Source organism: Vibrio sp. Sgm 5, from assembly GCF_026241575.1.
Classification (GTDB): domain Bacteria; phylum Pseudomonadota; class Gammaproteobacteria; order Enterobacterales; family Vibrionaceae; genus Vibrio; species Vibrio jasicida.
In genome coordinates, this window is the sequence record NZ_JAPHPY010000066.1 from 1 (window position 1) to 23190 (window position 23190).

The 23190-nt window shown below is 44.2% G+C and carries 24 protein-coding genes; 14 read left to right on the plus strand and 10 right to left on the minus strand.

Features of this window, described 5'->3' with window-relative positions; all coding sequences use genetic code 11:
• Positions 1-303 precede the first annotated feature (303 nt).
• The 4 genes from OQJ86_RS23655 to OQJ86_RS23670 all read right to left on the minus strand — a co-directional run bounded on the left by OQJ86_RS23655 (position 304) and on the right by OQJ86_RS23670 (position 3505).
• Positions 304-813 (minus strand): YchJ family protein, encoded by a 510-nt coding sequence (locus OQJ86_RS23655; protein ID WP_063344748.1) that lies wholly within the window; start codon positions 811-813, stop codon positions 304-306.
• 87 nt (positions 814-900) lie between these two features.
• On the minus strand, positions 901-2115 hold the full coding sequence (locus OQJ86_RS23660; RefSeq protein ID WP_265991459.1) for an EAL and HDOD domain-containing protein: 1215 nt from the start codon (positions 2113-2115) through the stop codon (positions 901-903).
• A 99-nt stretch (positions 2116-2214) separates the two neighbouring features.
• Positions 2215-2952 carry a UDP-2,3-diacylglucosamine diphosphatase gene (gene lpxH / locus OQJ86_RS23665; RefSeq protein ID WP_265991461.1) on the minus strand — a complete coding sequence of 246 codons (738 nt, stop codon included), beginning with the start codon at positions 2950-2952 and terminating at the stop codon, positions 2215-2217.
• A gap of 58 nt (positions 2953-3010) precedes the next feature.
• Positions 3011-3505 (minus strand): peptidylprolyl isomerase, encoded by a 495-nt coding sequence (locus tag OQJ86_RS23670; protein WP_038867134.1) that lies wholly within the window; start codon positions 3503-3505, stop codon positions 3011-3013.
• A 204-nt stretch (positions 3506-3709) separates the two neighbouring features.
• On the opposite strand from OQJ86_RS23670, the gene cysS reads away from it, so the two are divergent.
• On the plus strand, positions 3710-5092 hold the full coding sequence (cysS, locus tag OQJ86_RS23675) for a cysteine--tRNA ligase (RefSeq protein WP_038867137.1): 1383 nt from the start codon (positions 3710-3712) through the stop codon (positions 5090-5092).
• 87 nt (positions 5093-5179) lie between these two features.
• Complete coding sequence (locus tag OQJ86_RS23680; RefSeq protein WP_038867139.1) at positions 5180-5758, plus strand: thymidine kinase; 579 nt, start codon at positions 5180-5182, stop codon at positions 5756-5758.
• 75 nt (positions 5759-5833) lie between these two features.
• Here the strand turns inward: OQJ86_RS23680 and OQJ86_RS23685 are convergent, their stop codons facing one another.
• From OQJ86_RS23685 to OQJ86_RS23695, 3 genes are read right to left on the minus strand one after another with little or no spacing between them, the layout of a single operon-like run.
• Positions 5834-6472 (minus strand): YdcF family protein, encoded by a 639-nt coding sequence (locus OQJ86_RS23685; RefSeq protein WP_038881439.1) that lies wholly within the window; start codon positions 6470-6472, stop codon positions 5834-5836.
• The gene (locus OQJ86_RS23690) at positions 6469-7296 is read right to left on the minus strand and encodes an NAD(P)H-binding protein (RefSeq protein WP_265991467.1); all 828 of its coding nucleotides are present in this window, start codon (positions 7294-7296) and stop codon (positions 6469-6471) included. The genes OQJ86_RS23685 and OQJ86_RS23690 overlap by 4 nt, the downstream gene beginning before the upstream one ends.
• Before the next feature lie 28 nt (positions 7297-7324).
• Positions 7325-8200 (minus strand): LysR family transcriptional regulator, encoded by an 876-nt coding sequence (locus tag OQJ86_RS23695; RefSeq protein WP_265991469.1) that lies wholly within the window; start codon positions 8198-8200, stop codon positions 7325-7327.
• A gap of 89 nt (positions 8201-8289) precedes the next feature.
• Here OQJ86_RS23695 and OQJ86_RS23700 point away from each other — a divergent pair, with 89 nt between their 5' ends.
• Positions 8290-8715 (plus strand): PACE efflux transporter, encoded by a 426-nt coding sequence (locus tag OQJ86_RS23700; RefSeq protein ID WP_265991471.1) that lies wholly within the window; start codon positions 8290-8292, stop codon positions 8713-8715.
• Between the two features lie 82 nt (positions 8716-8797).
• Here the strand turns inward: OQJ86_RS23700 and OQJ86_RS23705 are convergent, their stop codons facing one another.
• Positions 8798-9034, minus strand: a complete 237-nt coding sequence (locus OQJ86_RS23705) for a TIGR02647 family protein (RefSeq protein WP_038873668.1) — start codon at positions 9032-9034, stop codon at positions 8798-8800.
• 299 nt (positions 9035-9333) lie between these two features.
• Between OQJ86_RS23705 and focA the strand changes: the two genes are divergently transcribed.
• Positions 9334-10194 carry a formate transporter FocA gene (gene focA / locus OQJ86_RS23710; RefSeq protein WP_038873665.1) on the plus strand — a complete coding sequence of 287 codons (861 nt, stop codon included), beginning with the start codon at positions 9334-9336 and terminating at the stop codon, positions 10192-10194.
• 58 nt (positions 10195-10252) lie between these two features.
• On the opposite strand, the gene OQJ86_RS23715 is transcribed toward focA, so the two are convergent.
• Entirely contained in the window at positions 10253-10390 is a 138-nt protein-coding gene (locus OQJ86_RS23715) for a hypothetical protein (protein WP_102389571.1), read from the minus strand.
• Between the two features lie 256 nt (positions 10391-10646).
• Positions 10647-11441, minus strand: a complete 795-nt coding sequence (locus tag OQJ86_RS23720) for an ABC transporter permease (RefSeq protein WP_045495691.1) — start codon at positions 11439-11441, stop codon at positions 10647-10649.
• Between the two features lie 464 nt (positions 11442-11905).
• On the opposite strand from OQJ86_RS23720, the gene torE reads away from it, so the two are divergent.
• The 10 genes from torE (at position 11906) to OQJ86_RS23770 (ending at position 23063) form a co-directional block, all read left to right on the plus strand.
• Positions 11906-12085, plus strand: a complete 180-nt coding sequence (gene torE / locus OQJ86_RS23725; protein ID WP_005450728.1) for a trimethylamine N-oxide reductase system protein TorE — start codon at positions 11906-11908, stop codon at positions 12083-12085.
• A gap of 50 nt (positions 12086-12135) precedes the next feature.
• Positions 12136-13320, plus strand: coding sequence for a pentaheme c-type cytochrome TorC (gene torC, locus OQJ86_RS23730; protein WP_038873660.1), 1185 nt, complete (start codon positions 12136-12138; stop codon positions 13318-13320).
• Positions 13321-13345: 25 nt separating this feature from the next.
• Positions 13346-15808 (plus strand): trimethylamine-N-oxide reductase TorA, encoded by a 2463-nt coding sequence (gene torA / locus OQJ86_RS23735; protein ID WP_038873657.1) that lies wholly within the window; start codon positions 13346-13348, stop codon positions 15806-15808.
• 199 nt (positions 15809-16007) lie between these two features.
• A complete protein-coding gene (locus OQJ86_RS23740) occupies positions 16008-17750 on the plus strand; it encodes a glycoside hydrolase family 36 protein (RefSeq protein WP_104038463.1) in 1743 nt (580 codons plus the stop codon).
• 146 nt (positions 17751-17896) lie between these two features.
• Positions 17897-18805: a metal ABC transporter substrate-binding protein gene (locus OQJ86_RS23745; protein WP_039976889.1), complete on the plus strand. Its 909-nt coding sequence runs from the start codon at positions 17897-17899 to the stop codon at positions 18803-18805.
• Positions 18805-19659, plus strand: a complete 855-nt coding sequence (locus tag OQJ86_RS23750) for a manganese/iron ABC transporter ATP-binding protein (RefSeq protein WP_039976888.1) — start codon at positions 18805-18807, stop codon at positions 19657-19659. The genes OQJ86_RS23745 and OQJ86_RS23750 overlap by 1 nt, the downstream gene beginning before the upstream one ends.
• A 12-nt stretch (positions 19660-19671) precedes the next feature.
• Positions 19672-20580: a metal ABC transporter permease gene (locus OQJ86_RS23755; protein ID WP_038881427.1), complete on the plus strand. Its 909-nt coding sequence runs from the start codon at positions 19672-19674 to the stop codon at positions 20578-20580.
• Positions 20573-21427, plus strand: a complete 855-nt coding sequence (locus OQJ86_RS23760; protein ID WP_265991523.1) for a metal ABC transporter permease — start codon at positions 20573-20575, stop codon at positions 21425-21427. The genes OQJ86_RS23755 and OQJ86_RS23760 overlap by 8 nt, the downstream gene beginning before the upstream one ends.
• A 263-nt stretch (positions 21428-21690) precedes the next feature.
• Positions 21691-22596 carry a manganese-dependent inorganic pyrophosphatase gene (locus tag OQJ86_RS23765; RefSeq protein ID WP_038873640.1) on the plus strand — a complete coding sequence of 302 codons (906 nt, stop codon included), beginning with the start codon at positions 21691-21693 and terminating at the stop codon, positions 22594-22596.
• Between the two features lie 77 nt (positions 22597-22673).
• Positions 22674-23063 carry a DUF2750 domain-containing protein gene (locus OQJ86_RS23770; RefSeq protein WP_005437260.1) on the plus strand — a complete coding sequence of 130 codons (390 nt, stop codon included), beginning with the start codon at positions 22674-22676 and terminating at the stop codon, positions 23061-23063.
• Positions 23064-23190: the final 127 nt, after the last annotated feature.

The following is a 23190-nucleotide window of genomic DNA, read 5'->3' on the forward strand; positions in this document are numbered from 1 at the left end:
CCGAATACATTAGCGCAAACCAACTCCGTTATTACTAAATTGTAGTTGCAATAACGGGGCGGACCATACATTTTTTAATCTAATATTCTTGATTCGATGGGGAAACCTGACAGCAGAGCTTAAGGTGATTAGATTCTGAATCACGCTTGTTCTTCGTTGTTGAGAATGACGATATACTTTGTAATGGTACTTGAGACCGCGTTACTTATTTCAAATCGAAGAACATTTTACGTCATTCCGACGAGCCTAGGCGAGATCAGGAATCTCATTAAAGCAGGCTTAATAAGCTAGGCGTGGGTGCGATTACCCACAACACTTCTTAAATTTCTTACCGCTTCCACAGATACACGGATCGTTACGACCGACCTTTAGGCTGCTTACCGGTTGGCTTAAGCGAGGATCTTGTTCAGGCTCTTTCTCGTCTTCTGGAAATGTGCCGTCAATGTAGTACCAAAGCCCATCTTCTTTCACGAAACGAGAACGCTCGGTCATGCAGTAGCGTTTGCCGTCTTCGTCAAAGTAAGCGTTGAATTCAACAAAACCTTCATTCTCGTTGCTACTCGCTTCGGCTTTTACTACCTCAAGCTTGCACCAATCGCTTTCGATGGATTGGGCAATGCCTTCACGTTGCTCTTCTGCATTACAGCTTGGGTGGTACGTGTTCACCACGTAATCCACTAGACCTAACACATGCGCACTGTAACGAGAGCGCATTAACTGCTCTGGAGTGGTGACGTCAGCATGGTTATTGTGGGCAATTTCACAACACTGTTGGTAGGTGCGGTTAGAGCCGCAAGGACAAGAAGAAGCCATAAAATGAAATCTCGATTAATTAAGCGGTAAAAACAAACAACCTCACATAAGTGAGGTTGCAGGTATTCTTTGGGGCATTATAGCCGTTTAGGGCGTTTGAGACAGCAGTTCTTGAGCCCAAGCCGTGGATTGGCTAAACGCTTTGGCTAATTGTGGCTCAGTGAGTTTTAGGGCGGTACAGTATTTCTCTGTCATTTCCCAATCTGCTTTCTCGTAAGCGATGATCATTGAGAGAAGGTAACCCAAAACACCTTTGTGCCCAGTTAAGGCATGTTTAATTTCTTCATCGACAGGTATATCACTGATGACATCTTCAAGAGGTTGGTCGAGGAGAGAGCCTAACAGTGAAAACATCCCAGTAAGAAATGCCTGACCTGGGTCATATTTGGTTTTCATTTGGCTCAACAAAATCTCACACATACGTGCGCGTTGAATCGCTAATGAGTATAGAGAGTCAGGCTTGTCTTCATGTACCGAAGCAATTGCAACAAGAGAAATAAAGCGTCTTAAACGTTCTTCGCCTAGATAAACCAATGCTTGACGGAAAGATTTGATCTTAGTGGTGAGGGTGTAGCCAGAATTGACATAAGTCAGAAGCTTGTACGACAGCGTGACGTCGATAGAGAATAAACGCTCGACTTCGTTAAAGTTAATCGGCTTGTCGGCAATTTCTTTACACAACTGAATCACCGTTAGAAACGCTGGATTGAGGCGTTTCTTCTGAATCAGTTCTGGTTTGCTAAAAAAGTACCCTTGAAAATAGTTAAAACCCGCGTCCATTGCTTGCTCGAATTCTTCATAGGTTTCAACTTTCTCGGCCAAGAAATCAATATCAAAATGAGACAGGGCTTGAATATAAATGGCGGCCTTGTCTATCGGCACTAAGCGAATGTCGAATTTGATGATAGCGACGTAAGGTAAGAAGCGTTTCCAAGCTTTGGTTGGAACAAAGTCATCTAACGCTACGCGATAGCCAGAAGCATGAAGGTGTTTAATGGCATTCAACAACTCATCCGTCGGTTCACAGTCTTCGAGAACTTCAACCACTAAGGATTCATTTGGGAATAAAGTTGGTACAAGGTTAACTAAGCTTTGGTAGGGAAAGTTAACAAAGCCAAGTTTATCGCCCAGCGTGCTGTAGTGCGTTGATAGGAAATGATCAGATAGAAGTCGACTAGTAGCCAGCTCAGGTTCTACTTCTGGGAAGGTATTTTTCGGACCGTCACGAAAGAGAAGCTCGTACCCAATGGTACGTTTTTCTCTATCCAGAATCGGTTGGCGAGCTACGTATGAATACTTCAATGCGGTATTATGTTCTGTTTAAATTAGTATTACGATGATAGCGATTTTCTGCAAAATTTCTATGCTTTGAGCGTCAATCTTTTACATGCTTGGCAGGCTTTACTTCATTTCTGTGTGAAACGGCCGTGTTTGAAGGTCAAAACCACCAGAATTTACTTGTAAAACTGAGCCTTGGGTATACCAATCACCTAAGACAATGCGAGTGGTTTTAACACCATTTAGCTCGAAAAAATGTGTATTTGGGCGATGAGTGTGTCCATGAATCATCAGGTTGACGCAATTCTGAGACAGCACGTGTTCAATTTCACCTTGGTTCACATCCATGATATCGAGAGACTTAGTCTTTTTGTCATCGCGAATATCCGATTGAACTTTAGAGACAATTCTTTTTTTAACAAACCATGGAATACGATTAAAAAGCCATTGTAACCAAGGTTTGTGAACCGTCTTGCGAAACTCTTGGTATTTGATGTCGTCAATGCAAAGGGTGTCCCCGTGTAAAATGACGGCTTTTTGGCCGTAAAGATCAATTGTGCACACGTCGTCGAGTAATGTGATGCCCGTTTCCTTACAAAAGCGTTTGCCCAATAAGAAGTCTCGGTTACCTTGGATAAAATAAACAGGGACGCCCATATCCGTTAGTGTTTTAAATTCCGCACGGATTTGGTCTGCAAAAGGGGTGTTATCATCATCGCCAACCCAGAATTCGAATAAGTCACCAAGTACGTACAGGGCTTCAGCCTTGATGGCTTCTGTTCGCATAAAAGTCTCGAAGCATTCGGTAATGTCCGGACGGGAAGGGGCGAGGTGAAGATCAGATATAAATAATGTCGTCATAGAAATAAGGGGAGGCGATGCCTCCCCACTAACTTATCTCTTTGGTAATTCGTATGAATTACTCTTCGATTGTTGTACCAGTGATCGTTACGTCTTCTAGAGGTACGTCTTGGTGCATGCCGTAAGAACCAGTGCTAACGCCTTTGATCTTGTTTACGATGTCCATGCCTTCGATTACTTCACCGAATACACAGTAACCCCAACCATCTAGGCTTTCGCTACGGAAGTCTAGGAACGTGTTGTTGTTTACGTTGATGAAGAACTGAGAGCTTGCTGAATGCGGCTCCATAGTACGTGCCATAGCAAGTGTACCCACTTTGTTGCTAAGACCGTTGTTTGCTTCGTTCTTGATAGGTGCACGTGACGCTTTTTCACGTAGACCAGACTCCATACCGCCACCTTGGATCATGAAGCCATCAATAACACGGTGGAAAAGTGTGTTGTCGTAGAAACCGTCGCGGCAGTACTGAAGGAAGTTTGCGCTTGTTTCTGGCGCTTTCTCTTCGTTTAGTTGAATCTTGATGTCACCAAAATTAGTGTGAAGGGTGATCATGCTACTTTCCTTTACTATGTTGTATTCAAAGAGGGATTCTAGCCTAAGTTAATACGCATGGAAAACTCAGGATCATCAAAATATACGCTTTGTGCTTGAAGTTTAGCCGATTATCGTTTTATCCGTTAATTGCTATTACCTAATAAGGTCGGAGTTGATATACTCCTTGTTCTCGTAATTCATTCACAAGCATAGATAGAGATCATGTTAAAGATATATAACACACTGACAAGACAGAAAGAGGAATTCAAACCAATTACAGCCGGCAAAGTTGGCATGTATGTCTGTGGAGTTACCATTTACGATCTCTGTCACATTGGTCACGGTCGTACGTTTGTTTCTTTTGACGTTGTGTCTCGCTACCTTCGTTACCTAGGTTACGATCTAACATTTGTACGTAATATCACTGATATTGATGACAAAATCATCAAGCGTGCGGCAGAAAATGGTGAGTCTTGTGATTCTCTGACTGAACGTTTAATCGGCGAAATGCATGCGGACTTTGATGCACTAAACATGAAGCGTCCGGACGTTGAGCCTCGTGCAACTGAATTTATCGCAGAAATCATCGAGCTGGTTGAAAAACTAATCGAGCGTGGTTTTGCTTACGTTGCAGACAATGGCGACGTAATGTTTGAAGTAGGTAAGTTCAACGAATACGGCAAGCTGTCTAAGCAAGACCTTGATCAGCTTCAAGCTGGTGCTCGTGTTGATATCGAAACTGCAAAACGCAGCCCGTTAGACTTCGTACTTTGGAAGATGTCTAAACCAGGTGAACCAACATGGGAATCGCCATGGGGCGCGGGTCGTCCAGGTTGGCACATCGAATGTTCTGCAATGAACTCGTCAATCCTAGGCAACCATTTCGATATTCATGGCGGCGGTTCTGACCTTCAGTTCCCACACCACGAGAACGAAATCGCGCAATCATGCTGCGCTCATGACACGCAATACGTGAACACATGGATGCACAGCGGCATGGTAATGGTCGATCGTGAGAAGATGTCTAAGTCTCTAGGTAACTTCTTTACTATTCGTGACGTTCTAGGTCATTACGATGCTGAGACAGTTCGTTACTTCCTAATGTCTGGTCACTACCGTAGCCAGCTAAACTACAGCGAAGACAACCTAAACCAAGCACGCGCGTCTCTTGAGCGTCTATACACATCTCTACGTGGTCTGGATCTAAATGCTGCGCCAGCCGGTGGTGAAGAGTACGTAACTCGCTATACAGCAGCGATGAACGATGACTTCAACACACCAGAAGCTTACTCGGTACTGTTTGACATGGCGCGTGAAGTAAACCGTCTGAAGACAGAAAATCTAGAGAAAGCGAGCGAGCTAGGTGCGCTAATGCGTGAACTGGCTGACGTGATCGGTATTCTTCACCAAGATCCAGAAGCGTTCCTAAAAGGTGATGCAGGTGACGACGATGAAGTGGCTGAAATCGAAGCACTAATTAAGCTACGTAACGATTCTCGTGCAGCGAAAGACTGGGCTAACGCAGATATGGCTCGTGACAAGCTGACTGAAATGGGTATCGTTCTAGAAGACGGGCCGGAAGGCACAACGTGGCGTCGTAAATAACGATTGAATCTTAAAAAGGGGCTGATGATTCAGCCCTTTTCTTTACAAGCTTTTATAAATTCTAAACTTTAACGAAGGTAGTGCTCTGTGGCTCAGATGTATTTCTATTACTCGGCGATGAACGCGGGTAAATCAACGACTCTTCTTCAATCTTCTTTCAACTACCAAGAGCGCGGTATGACGCCAGTGATTTTCACTGCGGCACTTGATGATCGCTACGGTGTTGGCAAGGTAAGTTCACGTATTGGTTTGCAATCAGACGCACAGCTGTTCCGTCATGATTCCAACCTATATCAAGAAATCGCTGCACTGAATGAAGTGGAAAAACGCCACTGTATTTTGGTTGATGAATGTCAGTTCTTGTCAAAAGAACAGGTTTACCAACTAACTGAGGTGGTTGATAAGCTTCATATTCCAGTACTTTGCTATGGCCTTCGTACCGATTTTCTTGGCGAACTTTTTGAAGGCAGCAAGTACCTATTGTCTTGGGCTGACAAATTGGTCGAATTAAAAACTATCTGTCACTGTGGCCGTAAAGCAAATATGGTGATTCGTACTGACGAAAGCGGCGTTGCTATCAAAGAAGGCGATCAAGTTGCTATTGGTGGGAATGACAGCTATGTATCGGTTTGTCGCCAACACTACAAAGAAGCACTTGGCAAGTAAACGGCTCTTGATAAGAGAAAGCCACCAGATTTGGTGGCTTTTTTATTGTTTGTTAGCAGGTGGTTGAGTGAAGAATTACACTAGACCAAATTCAAACTTTTCTTGCAGTGCTTGATAAGAGGATTCAACGTGAGCAGGAATTTCTTGCTCGGTTTGAAAGCCTTTTTCTGGGTAGGTTTTAATCCTAGAAAAATCTTCCATTAACGCGGCTAAAACCATCATCAACGGCATGTCTTCATTGATGTATTCAAAGAAAGGATGTGCGGTTGAGGTCACTAGTAGTTGTGAATATGAAGATTGCCACTGTTTTTCGAAAGTGGCGATGGCGCGTCTTTCCATAAATGGCTTCTGAACTAGAATCAGAGAATCACAGCTGATCCCTTTTTCTATCAACAACTGTTCAGTGAATCGAACATTCTCGCCGCTGTTGCTCGATTTTGTCTCTACAACAATGGACTCACTTGGGACGCCAGCGATTCTCGCAATTTCAGCAAAGGTTTCGGCTTCGCTTTTCTCAAACAAGCCATCTGTAAATCGCCCTTCACCTCCAGAAAACACAATCAAGGGCGCAAGTTTTTGGTGGTAAAGCTTAGCGGCGTATTCAGCAACACGCAGGTCATTACTGCACATAACAAACAAGCAGTCAGCTGATTTTAAGTCATGTTTGAGCTGCATGTAGTCCCACAAGGTTTCGATGTGTTGATAGAGTTTCATAGTGCATCCAGCGTTGAGTTGAATTGGAACTGGTAGCCAAGCGCAATAAGCTTGTCAGCAAGGATTCGTTTATCGGCAGTTTCAGTGACTGGTGGGAGGGCAATCTCTAAATCACTTCTTGTAATGGCTGCTTGGTAAAATTCGGCTTTGCTGACGGTATTCGGCGTTGTGGCGTTTACAACTTCATTGCTGATTTGATTGAGAGCGAAAGCCGTTGCCGCCACAGCATCGTTTTGATGCACCATATTCGCAGGGGCTTTACGGCTCACTTGTTTCAATCGCAGTGCAAAGCGAGAAGGGTGGCGGTCAGAGCCAATTAAACCACTACAACGGACGATGGCGTAATCGATACCGGACTCAATCACGTATTGTTCAGCTTGTAGCATAATGCGGGCGTTGTCAGAGAAGTGTTCTTTCGTCTGGGCCAATGCCAATGTGGCGTCTTCTTCTTTCATATCGACGGCTAGGTTTGGGTATACCGTCGTTGAGCTGACCATCAAAATCTTTTCAACGCTACTCACTTTCACCGCTTTACTTAAGCGATGCCATTGCTGTGCGTACTCTTGCCCATTTCCTTTACGAAAGCCAGGAGGGAAAGCGCCGACAATACGTTCGATATGGTGCTGTTTGATGATATCAATGAGTCGCTGCTCAGAGTTCGGTTCATTGAGATCGAGCAGAGCAGTTTGAACGGGAGGTATTGGAAACTCATCCAATCGAGTTTGGCTGCGTCGAGTGACGATAACTTGATGTCCTTGGTCAATAAGCGTTTGTGCAAGTGGTGTGCCTAACCAGCCTGCGCCGACGATCAATGTATTTGCCATCTGTAAGTTCCTACTTCTTCATCCCTGATTAAGATTCAAACAGGGTTTGTAATTCTAATCTGGCTTGTTGGTGTAGAGGATCGGAGTGCCATTTCTGATGTTGTATCAGATCGATGTTGACTTGCCATGCCAGTTTTGTGAATTCTTCGCCAATTTTGATCAGCGTATTGGGAGCATGTGACACCAAATGGTTTGGAAGAAAACACCAACCAAATCCCTTATTTGCCAGTTCTAATAAGATGTAATAATTATCAGCGTACCAGATATCTGGGCTAACCGCCTGATTGAGTCCGCTCGTATCGGTATTTTTTGAACGTATAACCAGTTGTCTATGTTGCTTTAACTCATCGATATGACGCACTTTTTGTTTCGCTAAAGGATGCTGGGAAGAAACAAAAACGTCAAAACCGATATTACCTAGGTTTGAGTAATCGATATTCTGTGGCATTTGTAAGTCGCTGAGGATAATACCTGTGGTTGCTCGACCTGATTTAACGAGTTCGATGATATCTGGACTGGAGCCTGTTAAACACTCAACTTGGATATATGGGAATTGTTGCTCTAGATTTTTGAGTGCTTGGGGTAGGTTAGTCAGTGGGATACCTTCGTCAACCGCAAGAATAAACTGCGTCGCGTGTGGTGAAAACAATTGAGATGCTTTGTTATTCAGTCGGTCGAGTTGACTGATGGTGGCTAACGCGTAGGGCAAAAGTTCATGGCCTTTTTCGGTGAGTTTTGGGTAGCGTCCTGTTCTATCAAACAGATCGACGCCACAATCGAGCTCCATGTTCATCACGTGCTGGCTTACCACGGACTGAGCTCGTCCAAGTTTTCGTGCAGCTGCAGAGAAAGATCCTGCTTTAGAAGTTGCGACAAAGGCCTGTAGTTGTTCAATAGTAAACATATCGTTTTTACCGATGGTATCTAACTTTTACTTATCTAGATGATAGATAAAATGTCAGCCATTGAGTAGAACAATTTAGGTAAAAACACATGGCACGTAACGAACGTATCTTTCACGCTATTCTATTTGAGCTGTTTGCATTGGCGATGATTATCCCAGCGGCTTCACTTGTCACAGGGAAAGGCTCAAGCGATTTGGCTGTCGTTGGTATTGGGTTGAGCTTGTATACGGTAGTCTGGAACTACATTTACAATTTGTATTTTGACAAATGGTTTGGGTCAAACCGAGAAGAAAGAAGTTTAATGGTGCGTATTGGTCACACGGTTGGATTTGAAGGTGGGTTGATATTTATCACCATTCCGGTCATTGCGTGGTTCTTACAAATTACATTGCTGCAAGCACTCGCATTAGAAGCTGGATTCTTAATCTTCTTTTTGTTTTATGCAACTGGCTTTAATTGGGTTTATGACAAGGTCAAACCTTACGGCAAAATGAAAAAGCTGATCACCCAATAAGAATTCAGAACGAATGACAAAAACAGAAAAGCCACCGAAAAGAGTGGCTTTTTACTAAGAAGATTGGAACAAACTTGTGAGATTACTCTGCTGAAAGAACTCGAAGGATCTTGTCGGCATGTTCTGCAACTTCGATTCCTTCGTCGGTTAAATAACCACCATCAGGCTGAGTGCATAGTTGTTTTTCGTATAGGCGGGCAACCGCTGCCTGCATGTCTTCTGAAGCTTCTTTGTGGACTTTAATGCCCGTAGCTGCACTGGTTAAGTCGAATTGAAGAAGTAGGTTCAGTTCGGCGATGTGGTCAGCTGAATATTTCATAGGTAATTCCTTTGTGCTTTTTTATCCAAGCTAGTCTGAAAACTTAGGTTGAGCAATAGAAAACCGTGAGAAGTGTTAAGTGTGGCGCTATCGGCCTGATATAACGCGGAATTTTTATTCGATGGTAAACATCGCTCCCAAATATTAATGATGGTTAAGACAAGAACTCATAGTTGAGTTTTATCGATCACTCTCTCAGCAACAACAAATTGAGTAAACATGAAAAATAGCCCTTGAAAAACTCTGGAAATGGAGCGATTATCCGCGCCTCGTTAATTGTTTCTAAATGTTACACTTCCATGAACTTCAATCAGTTTGACTCACTCTTACCACCTCAGGCTGCTGAACGTGCCGCCGAAGTAGGTGTTGGCAAAGCGACTAAAGCCCCAATGAAGTCTTTTCTGCTCGCTATTTCAGCAGGTCTTCATATCGGTATCGCTTTCATTTTCTATACAACCGTTACCACTGGTGCGGGCGATATGCCTTGGGGTATTACTCGCTTAATCGGTGGTTTGGCTTTTAGTCTTGGTCTTATTCTAGTCGTGGTGACAGGTGGTGAGTTGTTTACCAGTTCTGTACTCACACTGGTTGCACGCGCAAGCGGCAAGATTTCATGGAAAGCCTTAATGAAGAATTGGCTGGTTGTGTACTTCGGTAACATGGTTGGCGCAATATTGCTGGTGGTATGTATGTTGATCACTAAGCAATATATGTTCGATGGTGGCCAAGTAGGTCTGAATGCGATGGCTATTTCTCAGCACAAACTGCATCATGGCTTCTTCCAAGCGATTGCGCTGGGCATCATGTGTAACGTTTTAGTTTGTATCGCGGTTTGGATGACCTTCAGTGGTCGTACGCTAACAGACAAAATTGCCGTTATGATTCTGCCTGTAGCGATGTTTGTATCAGCAGGTTTTGAACACTGTATTGCAAACATGTTCCAAGTGCCGATGGCGATTGGTATTAAATACTTCGCTCCAGAATCGTTCTGGCAAATGACAGGCGCGAATATCGCAGATTATGCAGATTTGAATATGGTTGGCTTTATCATGAACAATCTTATTCCTGTAACGATTGGCAATATCATTGGTGGCGGTGTCTTCGTAGGCATGTGGTATTGGATGATTTATCTACGCGATGAAGATAAGCACCTTAAATAGAATTGAAAAAGGCAAGCCAACTTGGGCTTGCCTTTCTTTTATCTGCCGTTTGAAAGGGTTAGATTAACTCTTCGTTAATACCAAACTCCTTCGGATTCCAGTGAGACGTTATTTCTCTTGGCTCTTGTACCAACCAGTCCACTGGTGAATCTGACAGCAATTCATCTGCGTTTTCCTGCATGATTAACTTATCCATAGTGACTCCTCCCTTTGTGGTTAACTGCACTCTAGAGTCTCCATATGTCAGTTGAATGACTGCTTTATGACCATTTGGGGGGCGTGGGAGATAATGGCTTCTAATTGATGTTATGTTTCTGGTTGCTTATGGGTTTTGGTGGTTTATCCACATTTTCTGTGGATAACCTGTCTTAAAGATCGTGTGTATCTTTTTGGAACAAGAAAAATTCATAAAATGAGACGCTTATGTGGTCATGTATTCGCCATTCGACTAGTTAATCCTTGTTGATAAACTTAACTTTCACGCGACCTTCTCTTGTTTGTACACAGCTCAATGTCATTTCCAATGTAATCGCAACAGACACACTTAGCATGACGAAAATAGCCAACATGATTACCAATTGATACTTAATTGCCACCATTGGGCTAGCTCCACCAAGGATTTGGCCTGTCATCATCCCAGGAAGGGTCACTAACCCCGTTGTTGCCATAGAGGCGAGGATTGGGGCAAGCGACTTACGTAGTGCTTCTTGAAGGAAAGGGAATGACGCGTATTTTGGTGAAGCGCCAAGTGAGATTGCGGCTTCGTACTCGGATTTTCGTTGTTCAAACGCAGTGAATAGGTTTTGCAAAGCAACAATATTACTACTCAAACTGTTCCCTAACAGCATACCAGCTAAAGGAATTAAGTACTGGGCGTTGTAGAAGGGGACCGGTTTTACCAAGCCTAAGATTATGCCAGCGAGTAGGGGAAAAAGGCTGCACGTTAAGCCTGTGATGAGAGGGAGCATTAGCGGTCTTTTGGGAAGGTTCGCTTTGCCTACAATCGAACTCGCCCCAACGACAATCATGACCAACAACCAGACAAGATTCACAGTTAAGCTATTCAGTTTAAATAGGTACTCAAGATAAACACCCACTAAGAGCAGTTGTACGGTCATACGGGCAATACTGATGGCAGTGTCTTTGGCTATGCCTAATTTGTATCGAGTATTAATGGTAAAGGGAACGATAAGGATCAAACTAAAAAGTGCGAGCTCAAACCAATTAATATCTACAACTTGATTCATAAATGTTCCCCCAAAAACAACGCTTTGATTCTAACGAAGTAGTATGGGTTTATGAATTGCTAAGCTCTGTTTTTTTGCAAACTTATCGACAAAAAAGTCAGTCGGATTCTGTGAATTTTTCTTAACATAACGTTCACAAGGTATTGTCTTTAGTCGAAAAAATAGCGGTTTAGTAGCACGAAAAAATCCATTTAAATGTAAACAAAGTTATCTTTATGTTGTATCTTTAACAAGGTTGCAAAAGACTTATTTTTTCACATCTGTTAATAATTTTAAATAAAGAATATCAATCAAACACATCTCTGGATGAGCTCAAAAAAGTGTTGGATAACAAGGTATGAAGCGTCAGATTTGATTGAACCTTACTGATAGTATGGTCTAACATTTTCCAATAGAGATTGTAAAAAACTTAAGCTTGGTAACACAGGCTTTCCAATAACACTAGATACAAAATAGGCAAATGTATGAGTGATGTTAACAAAATTGAGAGTGGTGAAAAACGCTCACTGGAGTGGAAGTCTTTCCTCTTCATTGCAGTTGTTCTCTTCCCAATTCTGAGTGTGGCTTTCGTAGGTGGCTACGGATTTATTGTTTGGGCACTTCAAGTGTTCTTCTTTGGTCCCCCAGGTGCGCACGGCATGTAAGCCAGTGAGCTCATAACCACACTTTAGAAAAGATTTTAAGAGAGCAAATAATGAAATCATTAATCATTAAACTGTGGCGTACTATGACGCGCCCGGCAGTTCATATCAGCCTTGGTGTGCTGACTATGGGCGGTTTCATCGCTGGTGTTATTTTCTGGGGTGGCTTTAACACAGCCCTAGAAGCAACCAACACAGAAGAATTCTGTATCAGCTGTCACACAATGCGTGACAACGTATACGTTGAACTACAAGACACTGTTCACTGGAAAAATCACTCTGGTGTTCGTGCAACTTGTCCTGACTGTCACGTTCCTCATAACTGGACAGATAAGATCGCTCGTAAAATGCAAGCGTCTAAAGAAGTATTTGCACAAGTATTTGGTAACTACGATGAACCAGGTGTTTTTGAAGAGCGCCGTATCGAACTTGCTAAACACGAATGGGATCGTTTCTCTGCAAACAAATCTCTAGAGTGTAAAAACTGTCACAACTACGACTCTATGGATTTCGAGCAAATGTCTCCAACAGCTCGTATCCAAATGAAACAAGCTGCTGAAAAAGATCAGAGCTGTGTTGACTGTCACAAAGGCATCGCGCACAAACTTCCAGCTGGTATGGACAGCATTGGTGGTATTGTTGGTGACCTAGAAGGTATGGCATCTAACACAGATTACGGTGTAGGTCAGGAGCTAGTAAGTGTTCGTCACTTACCAATCTACTTCGACGATAAAGGTGCGAAAGAAGCAGGTCTTCTAAACCCAGCATCAACAGTGAAAGTTCTTGAAGAAAAAGGCGACTACGTTGAAATCGAAATCGATGGCTGGCGTAAAGCGAAAGGCTTTGGTCGTGTAATCCAAGAAGACTTCGGTAAAAACATCGCAGTAGCTTCTCTACTTAAAGACGCTGCAACAGACGCTGACGTTGTAACGGCTGGTGAGAAGAAAGTGGATGAGCTAACAGGTCTTCCTTGGGAAAAAGTGGCTGCGAAAGTATGGATCAAGAAAGAATCTATGCTGAACGACATCACGCCTGTATGGGAAAAATCAGCAGAAGCATACAAAACAAACTGTTCAGTATGTCACACACAACCAGCTGAAGCGCACTTCGATGCGAATACATGGCCAGGTATGTTTGACGGTATGCTAGCGTTCGTTAACCTAGATACAGACAGTGAAGCACTGATCTTGAAGTACCTACAGAAGCACTCTTCAGATTATGCTGAAGGCCACCACTAATAAGCGTCGGATTGGAGTAAATTAAATGGCTATTACACGAAGAAGTTTTCTTAAAGGTGTAGCAACCACAAGTGCAGCGTCAGTTATCGGTCCAAGCTTATTGGCTTCAGCATCTGCAAATGCAGCTGAGACTACGGGTACTTGGAAAGTAACAGGTTCACACTGGGGCGCGTTCCGCGCCCACATCTACGCGGGTAAAGTTCAAGAGATCAAACCGCTAGAACTAGATAAGAACCCAACAGAAATGTTGAACGGCATCAAGGGCATCATTTACAGCCCATCACGTGTTCGTTACCCAATGGTTCGTCTAGATTGGCTTAAAAAGCACAAATACAGCGCGGAAACGCGTGGTAACAACCGTTTCATCCGTGTTACATGGGATGAAGCTCTAGACCTGTTCTACCGTGAGCTAGAGCGTGTTCAAAAAGAATACGGTCCATGGGCTCTACACGCAGGTCAAACAGGTTGGAACCAAACTGGTGCGTTCAACAACTGTACTGCACACATGCAACGTGCGGTAGGTATGCACGGTAACTTCATCACTAAAGTAGGTGACTACTCTACTGGTGCGGGTCAAACCATCATGCCTTACGTACTTGGTTCTACAGAAGTATACGCACAAGGTACGTCTTGGTCTGAAATCCTAGAGAACTCAGACAATATCGTTCTTTGGGCAAACGACCCAGTGAAAAACCTACAGGTAGGTTGGAACTGTGAAACGCACGAGTCATTTAAGTACCTAGCGCAACTGAAAGAAAAAGTAGCGAAAGGTGAGATCAATGTTCTATCTGTAGACCCAGTGAAGAACAAGACTCAGCGTTACCTTGAAAATGACCACTTGTACATCAACCCGCTAACAGACGTAGCATTTATGCTTGCTGTTGCGCACGTGTTGTACAATGAAGACCTATACGACAAGAAGTTCATCGAGACTTACTGCCTAGGTTTTGAAGACTTCATCAAGTACGTTCAAGGTGAAACGAAAGATAAAGTTGTTAAGACGCCTGAGTGGGCTGCACCTATCTGTGGTGTGAAAGCGGACAAGATTCGTGAATTCGCACGCATGTTAGTAAACGGCCGTACACAAATCCTGATGGGTTGGTGTATCCAGCGTCAAGAGCACGGTGAACAACCATACTGGGCAGCTGCAGTTGTGGCAGCAATGGTTGGCCAAATCGGTCTACCAGGTGGCGGTATCTCTTACGGTCACCACTACTCAAGTATCGGTGTTCCTTCAACTGGTTTCGCGGGCCCTGGTGGCTTCCCTCGTAACCTAGACACAGGTATGAAACCGAAGTGGGATAACAACGACTTTAACGGTTACAGCCGTACTATCCCTGTTGCACGTTGGATCGACTGTCTTCTAGAGCCAGGTAAAGAGATCAACTACAACGGTGGTAAAGTTAAGCTTCCAGACTTCAAGATGATGGTGATCTCAGGTAATAACCCATGGCACCACCACCAAGATCGTAACCGCATGAAGCAAGCATTCCAAAAGCTTCAGACTGTGGTAACTATTGAGTTTGCGTGGACTGCAACATGTCGTTTCTCTGACATCGTTCTACCAGCATGTACTCAGTGGGAACGTAACGATATTGATGTATACGGTTCATACTCGAATAAAGGTTTGGTTGCTATGCACCGCCTAGTGGATCCATTGTTCCAATCTAAGCCAGATTTCCAAATCATGAGTGAGTTGACTCAACGCTTTGGTCGTCGCGACGAGTACACTCGTGGCATGAGCGAAATGGAATGGATCCGTAGCCTGTACAACGATTGTAAGAAAGCGAACGACGGTAAGTTCGAGATGCCAGAATTTGAAGAGTTCTGGGAACAAAGCGTACTAGACTTCGGTGAAGGTAAGCCTTGGGTTCGTCACGCTGACTTCCGTAAAGATCCAGAAATCAACCCTCTGGGTACGCCTTCTGGCTTCATCGAGATCACTTCTCGTAAGATCGGTCGTTACGGTTACGAACATTGTCAAGAACACCCAATGTGGTTCGAGAAATCAGAACGTTCACACGGTGGCCCTGGCTCTGACAAACACCCGTACTGGCTACAATCTTGCCACCCGGACAAGCGTCTGCACTCTCAGATGTGTGAATCTGAAGATTTCCGTGCTACTTACGCTGTTCAAGGTCGCGAGCCTGTATACATCAACCCAGCTGATGCGAAAGCAAAAGGCATTAAAGACGGTGACTTGGTACGTGTATTTAACGACCGTGGTCAACTTCTTGCTGGTGCGGTTCTAACAGACAGCTACCCACGTGGTGTTGTGCGTATCGAAGAAGGTGCATGGTACGGTCCTCTAAACGAGAAAGTAGGTGCAATCTGTACTTACGGTGACCCTAACACACTAACTCAAGATATCGGTTCTTCTGAGCTAGCACAGGCGACTTCTGCGAACACATGTATCGTAGACTTCGAGAAATTCACTGGTAAAGTTCCACCAGTGACTTCATTCGGTGGTCCAATCGAAGTTGCTTAATAACAACACTAAGCTTTAAATGAAATACCAGCCTTCGGGCTGGTATTTTTTTAACCAAAATTTCAGTGAGCATTCTCTCAATACTTATTTGATATAATTAGGAACGATGTCGATTCGTGATGTCGATAACGATTTGGGGGAGAGAAGCAAAGGATAATGAAGGAAACAACACAATAATAATCAAGTGAGTAGATTTTCTATGGCTCAAACCATTCAATTGGCCAATCACACTGAAATAACGGTGATGGATAACGATCTTCAGTTCGAAGTCGTTGGTAACCAACTGCACTTTTCGTTTGCGGGGATTCACAACAAAACCTACAGCGAACGAGAAGTACTATTTGAAATGCCTTTCTTATATGAGCAAGGAGCGACCGTTATCGGTGACGGCTTCCAGATGCTCGCTCAAACTTCGGGCACCATTTCTCACCCCGTCGATATTGGCCGCTGTCCTGATAACAATGCGTCGTATCGAATCTATCCGGAACATGCGCCAAAACGTTACTACAACTATCTCGTTGTAGAAGATGCTGCAGGCTATACCTTGTTTGGTTTCACCTCATGTCATCGTTTTGCGGGTTATTTTGATGTTGTTCAACATGGTGATCATTGGATTCTATCTGCTGCTCTCGATGGTGAAATGACACAAGTGGCCGATTGGGCGCACAATACCCTTGAATCTGTTGCCGTTTTACGTGGTGATTCTCTGTCTGAACTCTACGCTGAATACAGTGAGATGATTGCAGAACATCACTCCGTGCGTAATGGTGTTTTACAAGATGCGCCAATTGGGTGGTGTTCTTGGTATGCGTATTATGCGGAAGTGACTGAAAATAACGTCCTAGAAAACGTTGAATGCATGCAAGATAAGCTGTCTGAGCTTGAATGGGTATTGTTGGATGATGGCTACCAAGCTTTCATGGGCGATTGGTTAACGCCTTCTGATAAGTTCTCTGGTGGTGTAAAAGAGCTTATTCATAACATTCGCGCGAAGGGCAAGAAGCCCGCGATCTGGATGGCACCATTCATTGCCCAACCAGAATCAGAAATCTTCAAAAAGCATCCTGAATGGTTTGTGCGTCACGAAGACGGAGACCTCCTGAAAGCTGAAGATGTCACCTATGGTGGTTGGCGCTGTACACCTTGGTACATTCTCGATACTTCAAACCCTGAAGTTCAAGATCACTTAACTTACGTCGTATCTGTCATGCGAGAAGAGTGGGGTGTTGAGCTATTCAAATTAGACGCAAACTACTGGGGCACTTTAAAAGGTAAGCGCAGTCAATCGGGCGTAACCGGTGTAGAAGCCTACCGCATGGGGATGGAAGCGATCGCCAAAGGGGCAGGGGATGCATGGCTATTAGGCTGTAACGCGCCAATGTGGCCTTCTTTGGGCTTAGTCGATGCAATGCGTGTGTCTGACGATGTCGAGCGCCATAGTCATCGCTTTGAGCAAATCGCTAAGGAGACTTTCTTCCGCAGTTGGCAACATCGTAAGTTGTGGCAAATTGATCCAGATTGCGCAACGTTCACTTCATTACCTAATCAAGCCGCTTCCCGAGAAGACTACCAATTTCATCGCAATGCTCTATTAGCTTGTGGTGGCTTACTGCTTTCTGGTGATCCTTTGCCAGAGATTACGTCATTTGCGAGTAAGACACTCTCTAAACTAATGCTGCGCCAGCGTCGAAATCAAGAGGCTGCCAAGTTTACTGCGTTAGGCTTAAATCACGCATTTTTGCCGCTGACCTCCAAGAATGACCTACATTGCTTGTTTAACTACACCAATGATGAACCTATGGAATTTACCCTCACAGCCGACCAACCTACCGATTGGTACGATTTTTGGACCGGAGAAAAAATCAACCAAGAGCCGTGCCAATTATTGTTGATCAACTTAGATAAAGGATTGAATGCGAAAGCAATTGTGACGGCTGTGTAAAGGGCTGTTCAAAACGATCTCACACTTTTCATAAGATAAGAGTTAAAAACACTGCAAATGATAACAATTATCATTTGCAGTGTTGCTATTGGAATGTAGAATCATTCTAACTTTCAAAGTAACTTTGCCTTCTGGAGAAAACAAGGATGAGATTGAAACTTGGTGCTTTAGCCAAACCTGCAGCTGTACTTCTGTCATTATTATCATTGGGATTGAGTGCGTCAGCGGTGGCTGATGAGAAATTTAAAGTCGTGACTACCTTCACCATTATCGCTGACATGGCGAAAAATGTTGCTGGTGATGCTGCTGTTGTCGAATCCATTACGAAGCCCGACGCTGAAATCCACAATTATCAAGCTACGCCAGGAGACATTCGTCGTGCTCAAGGCGCTGACCTTATTCTTTACAATGGACTGAACCTAGAACTGTGGTTCAAGAAATTTTTCAAAAATCTGCACGATGTTCCAAGTGTGATTGTCACGGAAGGCATCAAACCAATGAGCATCGCGCAAGGCCCATACAGTGGTAAGCCCAACCCACATGCTTGGATGTCCCCAAGTGACGCGTTAATTTATGTCGACAATATTCGAGATGCTCTCGTGAAATATGACAGCGTTAATGCGGAGACTTACCAGAAGAATGCAGAAGTCTACAAAAAGCAGATCATGGACATGGTGCAGCCAATCCGTGAAAAAGTCGCTCAAATCCCAGAAGACCAACGTTGGTTAGTGACCAGTGAGGGGGCGTTTAGCTACTTAGCTCGCGATTTTGGTTTAAAAGAGCTGTACCTATGGCCAATCAATGCAGATTCACAAGGCACACCGCAACAAGTTAAACGTGTCATTGATGAAGTTCGCTCCAATAAAATTCCAGCGGTCTTTAGCGAAAGCACGGTTTCTGCTAAGCCAGCGCAACAAGTTGCTCGAGAGACGGGGGCGACATACGCAGGTGTCCTTTATGTTGACTCGCTAAGTAGCCAAGATGGTCCAGTCCCTACGTTTTTGGATTTATTACAAGTGACGTCTAATACAATTGCAGAGGGTCTAGAGCAGTAATGACGGGTATTAAAGTATCGGACATCAGCGTCACTTATCGTAACGGACATACCGCACTGTATGACGCGAGTTTTACACTTCCAAAAGGGTCGATTACGGCCCTTGTTGGAGTGAATGGAAGTGGTAAGTCTACGCTATTCAAATCGATCATGGGTTTTGTTCCGGTGAGCCAAGGATCGGTCGAGATCCTTGGCCTCCCAGCTAAAAAAGCACTTAAGCAAAATGTGGTGGCTTACGTTCCACAGAGTGAAGAAATTGACTGGAATTTTCCCGTATTGGTCGAAGACGTTGTCATGATGGGACGTTACGGTCATATGGGGTTGTTGCGAATTCCAAAGAAAAAAGATCATGACATGGTGACTGCCGCGCTGGATCGCGTGAACATGACGCCTTTTAGAAAACGCCAAATTGGGGAACTTTCCGGCGGTCAGAAAAAGCGAGTATTTCTCGCAAGGGCATTGGCTCAAGAGAGCGACGTTATTTTACTCGATGAACCTTTTACTGGGGTCGATGTTCAAACCGAAGATCAAATCATGGCATTGCTTCGTGACCTACGTGACGAAGGCAAAGTGATGCTGGTTTCTACCCATAACCTCGGCAGTGTTCCAGACTTTTGTGACCGTACCGTATTGATCAATCGAACGGTATTGGCATCTGGTATGACTCGTGATGTTTTCACACCTGAAAACCTTGAACTTGCTTTTGGTGGGGTCCTTCGTCATTTCATCCTTGGCGGTAAAGACCTTCATGAAGACGATGATGAACGTAAGCTGACAGTCCTTTCAGATCACGAGCGCCCGGTCGTGATGTATGGCGAGCAGCAAGCGGTACCTGTTTCTCGAGTTGAGAAGTAAGGAGTTCATTTAATGGATTATTTACTTGAACCATTTCACTACGGCTACATGGTAAATGCGATGTGGGTGAGTGCGCTTATCGGTGGTGTTTGTGGCTTTTTATCGACATACCTGATGCTCAAGGGCTGGTCATTGATTGGTGATGCATTGTCTCACTCGATTGTTCCCGGTGTTGCTGGAGCTTACATGCTTGGTCTGCCATTTGCCTTTGGTGCGTTTCTATCTGGCGGTCTTGCAGCCGCAGGAATGTTGTTTTTAAGCCAAAGAAGTAAATTAAAAGAAGATGCCATTATAGGCCTGATTTTTACCTCCTTCTTTGGGTTGGGTTTATTTCTTGTCTCTTTGTTTCCTGCCGCGGTTAACATTCAAACCATCGTCTTAGGCAACGTATTGGCCATCACACCAACGGATACGTTTCAGCTAGTCATAATCGGGGGTATATCGCTGGCAATATTACTTGTCAAATGGAAGGATCTAATGGTGGTTTTCTTCGATGAAAATCACGCACAGAGTGTTGGCCTGAATCCAACCAAGCTCAAAGTATTATTCTTTACACTTCTTAGTGCCTGTACGGTTGCAGCGCTACAAACGGTAGGGGCGTTTTTGGTGATTGCCATGGTGGTGATTCCAGGGGCTACGGCTTACCTAATGACCGACCGATTCTCTAGGGTGATCGTTTATGCCGTTATCATTGGTGCATTGAGCTCGTTTTTAGGAGCTTATATTAGCTACTACATCGATGGTGCGACAGGAGGAATCATTGTGCTACTGCAAACTGCTTGCTTCTTAACTGCGTTTGTCTTTGCTCCTAAACATGGACAAATCGCCATCAGGCGTAAAAGTAAGCAACAATTGACACGAAAACAGCGTGATGGATCTTCAACCATTCCAATGATGAGTAAGGAGCAAAAAAATGCTTGATACTCTCTTTATGCCATTTACGTTCACCTTCATGCAGCAGGCTTTCTTAATCGTCTTGTTGGTTGCTATTCCCACGGCTTTGCTCTCGTGCTTTCTTGTATTGAAAGGATGGTCATTGATGGGCGATGCCATCGCACACTCCATTTTACCCGGTGTTGTCATTGCTTATATCTTGGCGATTCCATACACAGTTGGTGCGTTTGCTGCAGGTATTTTCTGTGCTCTTTCTACGGGGTACTTGAAAGAAAATAGCCGTATTAAAGAAGACACTATCATGGGTGTTGTCTTCTCCGCTATGTTTGCGTTGGGCCTCGTTTTAATGACCAAAGTTGAGGTTGGCGTTCATTTAGACCATATCTTATTTGGTGATGCTTTAGGGGTCAGTTGGGCCGATATTATCGAAGCGGCGATTGTTGCTTTGCTGGTGGTTCTTTTTGCCGTGTTCAAGGGTAAAGACCTTCTGGTGTTTGTTTTTGACCACCAGCACGCCCAAGCAATTGGCTTGCCTGTTAAGTTCCTGCACTATGGTTTGTTATCGCTTCTGTCCCTGGCTATTGTGGCAGCTTTAAAGGCGGTGGGGATGATCTTAGTGATTGCGATGCTTATTGCTCCAGGCGCCACGGCATTTTTGCTAACACGCCGATTCCATACCATGGTGCTATTAGCATTGTGTATCTCGTTACTCAGCGCGTTTTTGGGTGTTTATCTGAGTTTCTTTATTGATAGCGCACCAGCGCCAACTATTATCCTGATCATGACGCTCAAGTTTATCTTTGTTTTTTGTTACACAAGTTATAAGAACCAAAAAGTGGAAGTGAGCTCCGGTGATACTGTGAAGCAGTTTTAAGCTACCTCTCTTCTAAAGCCCAAGCGTTAAACTGCTTGGGCTTTTTCGTTTGTTACGATTAAAGCGGCTTAGTGCTGCAATTCATGCTTGCTCAGCTTGTTGGTCGAAGCTATTGAGCCTTTTTTACGTTTTGAAATTAGGACAAAAGCAAAATTTCAGGTAAAGTATCGGCCTTTGTGAGCAAACCCGCTTCCAAGGTGTCATTCACTATGCAATACACCCCCGTTCGGAAGCGCATCAAACTGACTTGAATAGGAAGAAACATGATTCTAGTTGTAGGTCATAAGAACCCAGACAGTGACAGCATCTGTAGTGCACTAGTTGCAACTGAACTTCTAAAGGCGCGTGGCACTGAAGCGATGCCAATCCGCCAAGGCGAAATTAACCGTGAAACTCAGCACATCCTTGAAGTGGCTGGCGCAGAAGTTCCTGAACTTCGCACTTCAGTCGCGGGTGAAACTGTTTGGCTAGTAGATTACTCAGATCTAGCGCAAGCACCAGACGATATTGCTGAAGCAGAAGTTGCAGGTATTGTTGACCACCACCGTCTAGGTGACGTGATGACAGTAAACCCAATGGAAGCATGGATCTGGCCTGTTGGTTGTACTAACACAGTACTGTTCAACATGTTCAAGATTGAAGGTCACGAGATCAAGCCTCAAATTGCTAAGCTAATGATGTCAGCTATTCTTTCTGACACAGTAGGTTTCGCTTCTCCAACTTGTACTCAAAAAGACAAAGATGCTGTAGCTGAGCTAGCGGCTATTGCGGACGTACAAGATGTTGACGCATTCACTAAAGATCTTCTAATCGCTAAGACAAACATCGAAGGTCTATCTGCCGCTGAACTTGTTGAAAAAGACCTGAAAGGTTACCCATTCAACGGTCGTGATGTAGTAGTAGGTCAGGTTGAACTTGCGACTCTAGACCAAGTTGACGGCATGATCGAAGCACTAGAAGCGGATCTAGAAGCACGTTGTGCAAACGACAACCTAGCATTTGCTGCTGTTATGCTAACAGACATCACTACTGCGCAAACTCGTCTTCTTTACAAAGGTGAGTGGGCTGAGAAGCTTGTTAAGCACGAGAAAGACGGTATGCTAATGATGGAAAACACTCTAAGCCGTAAGAAGCAAGGCTGGCCTTGGCTTCAAACTGAGCTTGTGTAATTTCATTATTACCAACGTATACTTTAAATGCCCGCCGATAGGTGGGCATTTTTCTATGGGAAAATAGGAGACGAGAAATGTCCGAAGCATTAACCCAAGAGCAGATGGATACCATCAACCGCTACAATGAAGAGCAGCGTTTGAAATACTGTGTGAAAGAGATTGTAGCAAACCGCAAAGTGTGGATTCTAAAGGATGAACACGGCTGTGTGATGCTGAACACCGAAGACGACGATTGTGTTCCAGTATGGCCAAATGAAGAATTCGCACAGCAATGGGCGACGGGTGATTGGGAAGAGTGCGAGCCAGAAGCGATCTCGCTGAACAAATGGCACAGTCGCTGGACATCGGGTCTAGAAGATGACGAACTGTCTGTTGTGGTGTTCCCAAACCAAAATGAAGAAGGCGTCGTGCTGTTTCCTGACGAGTTTGATTTCGAGCTTCGTAAACAAGAGAGCCGTCGTTAATTGACGCGTTTATGATCAACTGTATAGATACGTTAAAGCCTGCTGTGATAGCCTGTCTCTTGATCACAAGTCTAGTGATCAAGAGACATTGCGAGTTCGTAGCCTTCAAGGATGGTTTGTAGTTTAA